The sequence below is a fragment of the Marinobacter alexandrii genome, from assembly GCA_039984955.1.
Classification (GTDB): domain Bacteria; phylum Bacteroidota; class Bacteroidia; order Cytophagales; family Cyclobacteriaceae; genus Ekhidna.
Map to the genome: position 1 here is coordinate 85,275 of JBDWTN010000003.1, position 7,275 is coordinate 92,549.

The following is a 7,275-nucleotide window of genomic DNA, read 5'->3' on the forward strand; positions in this document are numbered from 1 at the left end:
AACGAGAATGAGAACATTTTTGACCCTAATGTTAGCGGCTATTTGTGTAACAGGTTATTCACAAAAAAAGCCCAAAATTAATCAGGCACTATCAGCTCTGGAAGAAGGGAATCTTACAGAAGCAAAATCCATTGTGGATGCTGCAATAGTACATGAAAAGACGAAAGATGATCCTAAGACCTGGTATTACAGAGGACAGGTTTATGCCTCTTTAGATACAGCTAATAGCGAGCCAGGAGCGAAGGAAGAAGCATTGAAGTCTTTTGATAAAGTACTTGAACTTGACCCTGAACAAAAAGCTGTAAATTCAATAGACTATGCTACAGGACAGGTAGTAAACGTAGATTCAAAGAAGCAAGGATGGTATGCATATTATTATAACAAAGCAATAGCAGCTTACAATGAAGAAAATTTTTCCGTTGCGGCTGATAATTTTGAAACTTCATTCTTTATAAACCCAACAGATACAAATGCGATTCTGAATGCTGCATATGCTGCGCTTGCTGATGGTGATGATGAACGTGCAAAAGAAGGATTCACGAAATCTTATGATGCAGGTGTAAGAGACAAAACGATTTTTCTTCAATTATACAATTACGCGATAAAAGAAGAAAATTTCGAAGAAGGCCTTGAAGTCATTAGAAAAGGAAAAGAAGCTCATCCAAATGATGTAGATCTCGCAAAGTATGAAATTAACCTCTTGATACAGTTGAAGCAGACAGAAGAGGCTAAGGCAGGTCTTGAGAAAGCAATAGAAGATGACCCTCAGAATCCCGATCTTCATTTTAGCTTAGGTGTACTTAGAGAAGAGCTAGGAGAAAAAGAGTTAGCACTGGAAAGCTACAGAAGAGCTACAGAAATAGACCCTAATCATTATAACTCGAATTTCAACTTGGGAGTGTCAACTTTTAATGACGCCAATGAGTTGATTAAAGAGAGAAATGCCCTTAGTTATAAAGAGACAACCAAGAATAAGGAATTAACTAAGAAAATAAATGTTCAACTCGAAGAGGCTCTTCCAATCTGGGAGAAACTGTATTCATTAAATAGCACTGATCAGACTGTACTTGAAACGCTTTCATACATTTATACCAGTTTAAAAATGAATGACAAAGCTGAAAAGATGCAGGATGAGCTTGATGCAGTAAGTAATTGATAAAATAGAAATCATACAAAAAACCGATCTTTAAAGATCGGTTTTTTTGTTTCAAAGAACTTATAACGAAATTGACTTCAGGAATTTCGACAGGAATCCTTAATAATCGTGTATCTTTTTCTTAAATGAATCAATTAAAAAAGGTGTTTCCAATGCTCGAGTGGCTACCTGGCTATAAGAAGGAATACCTTAATGGAGATGTCTTTGCTGGAATAACTGTAGGAGTGATGCTAATCCCTCAGGGAATGGCATATGCTTTAATAGCCGGCCTTCCTCCAGTCTACGGATTGTATGTAGCAATAGTGCCTCCTGTGATATATGCAATTTTTGGTACTTCGAGACAGCTTTCGGTTGGACCTGTAGCCATGGATTCACTATTGGTTGCAACAGGCGTTTCAGTACTTGCTACGGAAGGAACAGATGCTTATATCTCATTTACAATTCTGTTAGCTTTTTTCGTAGGTGTATTTCAACTACTGCTAGGCGCTTTTAAGCTTGGATTCATCACCAATCTGCTCTCTAAGCCAGTTATTAGCGGTTTTACGTCTGCCATCGCAGTAATCATAGGGTTTAGTCAGCTAAAATATTTTCTTGGTATAGACATTCTAAAAAGTAGCAAGTTCTATGAAATAGTGATCAGTATTTTTGACCAAATAGACACTCTACATTTGGTTACCATGGTTATTGGTATTGTAGGCATACTATCAATTCTTTTAATAAAGAAATTCAGCAAGTATATTCCTGCGTCACTAGTAGCTGTCGTCCTCGGAATCGTAGCAGTCTATTTAATGAGACTAGATCAAAATGGCGTGAGTATAGTTAAAGAAATCCCCAAAGGACTTCCATCATTTGCGTTTCCTGACTTTTCTTTAGGGAAATTTGGCAGTCTGATCCCACTGGCCTTTACAATTTCAGTTATTTCCTTCATTGAGGCCTTTTCTATCGGAAAATCACTTGAAGCTTTGAAAGGTGATCATAGCATTGTACCTAACAAAGAGCTCATAGGAGTGGGGACAGCCAATTTTGTAGGCTCATTTTTTATGTCATTCCCAGCCACAGGAGGCTTTTCAAGAACGGCAGTAAATCAGCAAGCTGGAGCCAATACTCCATTAGCGTCTATCATAAGCGCAGTAATAGTTGCATTGACTTTATTATTTTTAACACCTGTTTTTTACTACTTGCCTCATGCTGTTTTGGCGTCCATTATTATGGTTGCTGTCGTTAAGCTTTTCGATTTCAGGTATGCGACTCGGCTATACCGAGAAAATAGGCCTGAATTCCTTATTCTCATGGTCACTTTTTTGGTGACACTAAATGTGGGAATGGTCACAGGAATTCTTGTGGGTGTAGTATCATCTATCCTGTTCTTCTTGTATAGAGTGGCCTATCCACACATTGCACGCTTGGGGCGTATCAAAGGACATCATGAATTTAGAAATGTTACTCGATTCGATGATCTTGAGACATGGGAGGGTTTAATGATTCTGCGAATAGATGGACCTCTTAGCTTTATCAATATTCAAGGAATACTTCAATACTTTAAAAAGACCTTGGAAACAGAGCGACAATTAAAACAAATCATAATCGATGCAGGACCCGTAAGTCACCTTGATGCAACTGCTGCGGATGGACTGATTAATTTGATGAAAGAGCTGAACCAAAAAGGAGTGAGGTTAGTTTTTTGTGATGTGATAGGCCCAGTTAGAGATACGATGAAACGAACAGGATTAACCGACTTAATTTCGGAAGAAAACCTTTTTTTAAGTATCAATGAAGCCCTGGATAATGCATTAACCAATGCAAATGATCCATTCAAAAAAGTAGCACTTCAAACCAATGAATAAAGGGTAATACCTTTGTTATAGAAAGAATTGATTAAAATGAATATAGAACAGATATATACTGGTTGCCTGGCTCAGGGAGCCTATTTCATAGAAAGTGAAGGAGAAGTAGCGATTATTGACCCCTTGAGAGAGTCAGCTCCTTACATTAAGAAAGCAGAAAAAGAGAACGCCTCAATTAAGTATATTTTCGAAACTCATTTTCATGCGGACTTTGTTTCAGGTCATTTAGATTTAGCTAAGAAGACAGGAGGGACGGTGGTTTTCGGGCCAGGAGCGAAGACCTCTTTTGAAATACACGAAGCTACTGATGGCGAAACCTTTAACGTAGGGAAGCTAAAGATCAAAGCACTGCATACTCCAGGACATACACTAGAAAGCACCACCTATCTATTGTTTGATGAGTCAGGAAAAGAGCATGCGATTTTCAGTGGTGATACGCTGTTTATTGGAGATGTAGGACGTCCTGATTTAGCGCAAAAAGGGGATTTAACTCAAGCTGATTTGGCGGGTATGTTGTATGATAGTTTGAGATCTAAGATTATGACATTGCCCGATGATGTAATTGTTTACCCAGCACATGGAGCAGGCTCAGCTTGCGGTAAAAACATGAGTAAAGAAACGCATGATGTACTTGGGAATCAAAAGAAGGTGAATTATGCATTGAGGGCAGATATGACGAAGGAAGAATTCATCAAGGAAGTCACCGATGGGCTATTGCCGCCACCACAATATTTTGCTCAAAATGTAGCGATGAACAAGGCTGGAGCAGTAGAATTAGATAAGGTCTTGGAAAAAGGAAATGTACCGTTAGACATTGGGACATTTGAGATGATGGCTAACCATGAAGGTGCACTGGTTTTAGATACAAGACATCAGAAAGAATTTGTGAAAGGTCATATTCCCAACTCAATCTTCATTGGAATAGACGGAGGATTTGCTCCGTGGGTTGGTGCTTTAATTACAGATCTTCAGCAACCGATCATTTTTCTTGCAGAGGCAGGACGAGAAGAGGAAGTTGTTACTAGGTTGTCCAGAGTAGGCTATGATAATACGTTTGGATACTTAGAAGGAGGAATGGATAGCTGGGAGCAAGCTGGAAAAGACATTCAAACGTTAGAGTCCATCTCTGCAGAAGAGTTTGCTCAGCGTTATGAAAAAGGAGACCTGAACGTCATGGATGTAAGGAAGCCCGGTGAATTTGAATCAGAACATGTAGAAGCTGCCGAAAGCATTCCACTGGACTTTATAAGTGATCAAATGAATAAAGTAGATGAAGATAAAACGTATCACATTCATTGCGCTGGAGGCTATCGATCTGTGATTGCAGCATCCATTTTAAAAGCAAGAGGCTTCCACAACCTGGTAGATGTGGCAGGAGGTTTTAAAGCGATTAAAGAAACCAACATTCCAGCGACAAATTATGTTTGCCCAAGCACATTGAAATAGAAAGAAATGCTACTTACCATCTTACTTCTTGCAGCTTTAATCGGAATTATTGCGTTTGTCTACTTTGTTTTCAAAGGAGAAGGGCCACACCATCAATAATGTTTGCTGATCACTAAATCAGTTTATGGTTGTTTACATTAGCCAAGCTCAATGTAGAGTAATGGATGGCGTACTTTTGTGAAAATAATTGACGATGAGCCATTTCGACGATCTGAATCTTTCTAATCCAGTGAATAACGCGCTGAAAGATTTAGGATTTACTGTACCTACACCAATCCAAACACATGCTTTCCCTGTGATTCTTTCAGGGAAAGATTTGGTAGGCGTTTCCCAGACCGGTACAGGGAAGACTTTTGCTTACCTCATGCCTTTGCTTAAGGACCTGAAGTTTTCTAAGGAAATCAATCCTAGAACACTCATTCTGGTGCCTACCAGAGAGTTAGTCGTGCAAGTGGTGGAACAGATTGAAAGCCTCACAAAATACATGAACGTCCGTGTGTTAGGAGTATATGGAGGAAAGAATATCAATAGTCAAAAGCCAGCTGTCATGGCAGGAGTGGATGTTTTAGTAGGTACTCCTGGAAGAACTTATGATCTTGTCTTGCATCATTCGCTTTCACTTAAGAATGTGAAAAAATTGGTGATTGATGAAGTAGATGTGATGCTAGATCTAGGCTTTCGATTTCAATTGACAAACATCTTTGATATGCTGCCTACGAAACGTCAGCACATTATGTTTTCCGCTACTATGACCGAAGAAGTAGATGCGCTCATCGATGATCATTTCATATCTCCTGAAAAGATAACCATCGCGGTGAGTGGTACACCATTGGAGAACATTGCACAGTTTAGTTATGAGGTTCGCAATTTCTATACGAAAGCAAACTTGCTGAAGCACTTGTTGGCAGATAAGAAGAAATACCAAAAAGTACTTGTTTTCGTGTCGAGCAAACGGAACGCTGATCGATTGTATGAGTCCATGGAGGAAATGTTTGAGAAGGATCTCTGCATCATTCACTCAAATAAAAGCCAGAATTATCGATTACGCTCTCTAGAACAATTCAATGATGGCAACAAGCGTATATTGATTGCTACTGATGTGATTGCACGTGGATTAGATATAGAGGATGTTACACATGTGATTAACATGGATGTGCCGATCTATCCGGAGAACTACATGCATCGAATAGGAAGAACTGGGCGAGCGGAGAAAGAAGGAACGTCTATGCTGTTGTACACGGAAAAGGAGCGTGCATGCAAGAAAGCGATTGAGGAACTGATGAAAGTGCAGATCATGGAATGTGATGTTCCAGATGAAGTAGAAGTTTCGAAAGAACTTCTTCCAGAAGAACGACCTAAGTCTAAGCAAATAGAGTTGGCAGATAAGGTTGGAGCTAAAGAGGCTAAAGGAGAGTCTACGCATGAGAAAAAAGACAAGAACAAAAAAGTAAACCTTGGTGGATCTTATAGAAGAAAGATCACGAAGAAATACAAGAAACCTAAGACTCGTGGAGATAAAAACCAGAATAGAAAAACAAAAGGTAAGTAGTGATAAGTGAATCTTGAGATTCAAATAGCTAGTTCTTATAAATATCTATTTAACATAATATAAATTATATAACAAAGTATGCTTTTTACGGTTTGACGTGTATCTGTGCATTTATGATCCGTTTGAGTTCTCGTGCAGTGATTCAAATCTTTGTTAGATATAATTCAGTATTATGTTAACCAGCAAAGCTGGACGATCACGTGCACGTTTCTAATTGATGTTTCTTTCGGTTAGTGCTCCTAATGACGTTGTTATATAATTAGACGTTATATTAAATAGCCGCTAGGCCAGCGCCAGTCCCGATTGCTTCGCATCGGTACAACCAGCCCAAGCCGTGCCCTGACCAAAGCGCCTATTAACAGTTTTCTCCCAACGCTCTTTTTCGCTATGGCGAAATTTCCAGCCCTTAATCAAGAGAATCCCAGGCTATTGGTTCATTCAATTTTTCCGTATTCGAGTCATTGTTCAAGATCATTTCATCTACGCGATTCTAAGGCGTTAGAAATTGCCTGTGATACACTTGCTTACCCAACGCTTTATCCTCAAGCGTCATTCTGAGGAATCAGTAAGCCAAAGGCTGCTGATGACGTGAGAATCTCTCAGAAGCTTGTAGCAGAATTAGAATAGCTCACAAGTCATCTGTCTTTCATCTGTGTTCGCTGTGTGTCGCTCAAGCCGCTAGGCTCATACTTTTCCATTGATGAAAAGTATGCAAAAATCTAGTCAAAATAATCACCTGTCAGCCCACTGGCTCACACACGCCCGGGTATTTTGACTTGCCCACCCGCCTAACCTAAAATCAATTTTCTACTTAACATAATATTAGCACATCTGGATTTCGATTGGGTATTCCCACACACAGACAAAAGCAAAGTTCCGTTTGTTGGTTCGGGAAATACAATAGCCATGCTTATTTAGCCAACGCACAAAACCCACCGCACCGTAAACCAGCCTGTCTCTTGTATTAGCCTCAGTCCAACCGATTGAACCGCTTTCTCTGGCGTGGTTGTCAGAGTATCATTTTATACTTTATTTATTATGCACAGGTATTTATTTCGTTATCAGTTTCTCGGTCTCTGGTGGTTTGGCGTGTGGCACGCTCGTAGCTCAGTTAGCTGTATCGTCCTAAAATAAGTTTAAATTTTTCACCTTTAGCTACTCCTTCATGAACTCGGCTTGGTGTTAAGTTTCCTAGACTCATGTGAGGCCTTTCATCGTTGTAAACTTCCACAACTCTTTCAAGTAATTGCTTGGCGACCTTTAATGTATTGACTTCATAG

The 7,275-nt window shown here is 39.5% G+C and carries 4 protein-coding genes; all 4 read left to right on the forward strand.

The window, feature by feature from the left end; all coding sequences use genetic code 11:
* The first annotated feature begins 7 nt into the window (after nucleotides 1–7).
* The 4 genes from ABJQ32_00850 (at nucleotide 8) to ABJQ32_00865 (ending at nucleotide 5,995) form a co-directional block, all read left to right on the forward strand.
* A complete protein-coding gene (locus ABJQ32_00850; GenBank protein ID MEP5288162.1) occupies nucleotides 8–1,156 on the forward strand; it encodes a tetratricopeptide repeat protein in 1,149 nt (382 codons plus the stop codon).
* Between the two features lie 125 nt (nucleotides 1,157–1,281).
* Nucleotides 1,282–3,000 (forward strand): solute carrier family 26 protein, encoded by a 1,719-nt coding sequence (locus ABJQ32_00855; protein ID MEP5288163.1) that lies wholly within the window; start codon nucleotides 1,282–1,284, stop codon nucleotides 2,998–3,000.
* Between the two features lie 36 nt (nucleotides 3,001–3,036).
* A complete protein-coding gene (locus ABJQ32_00860; protein ID MEP5288164.1) occupies nucleotides 3,037–4,446 on the forward strand; it encodes an MBL fold metallo-hydrolase in 1,410 nt (469 codons plus the stop codon).
* A gap of 193 nt (nucleotides 4,447–4,639) precedes the next feature.
* On the forward strand, nucleotides 4,640–5,995 hold the full coding sequence (locus ABJQ32_00865; GenBank protein ID MEP5288165.1) for a DEAD/DEAH box helicase: 1,356 nt from the start codon (nucleotides 4,640–4,642) through the stop codon (nucleotides 5,993–5,995).
* Nucleotides 5,996–7,275: the final 1,280 nt, after the last annotated feature.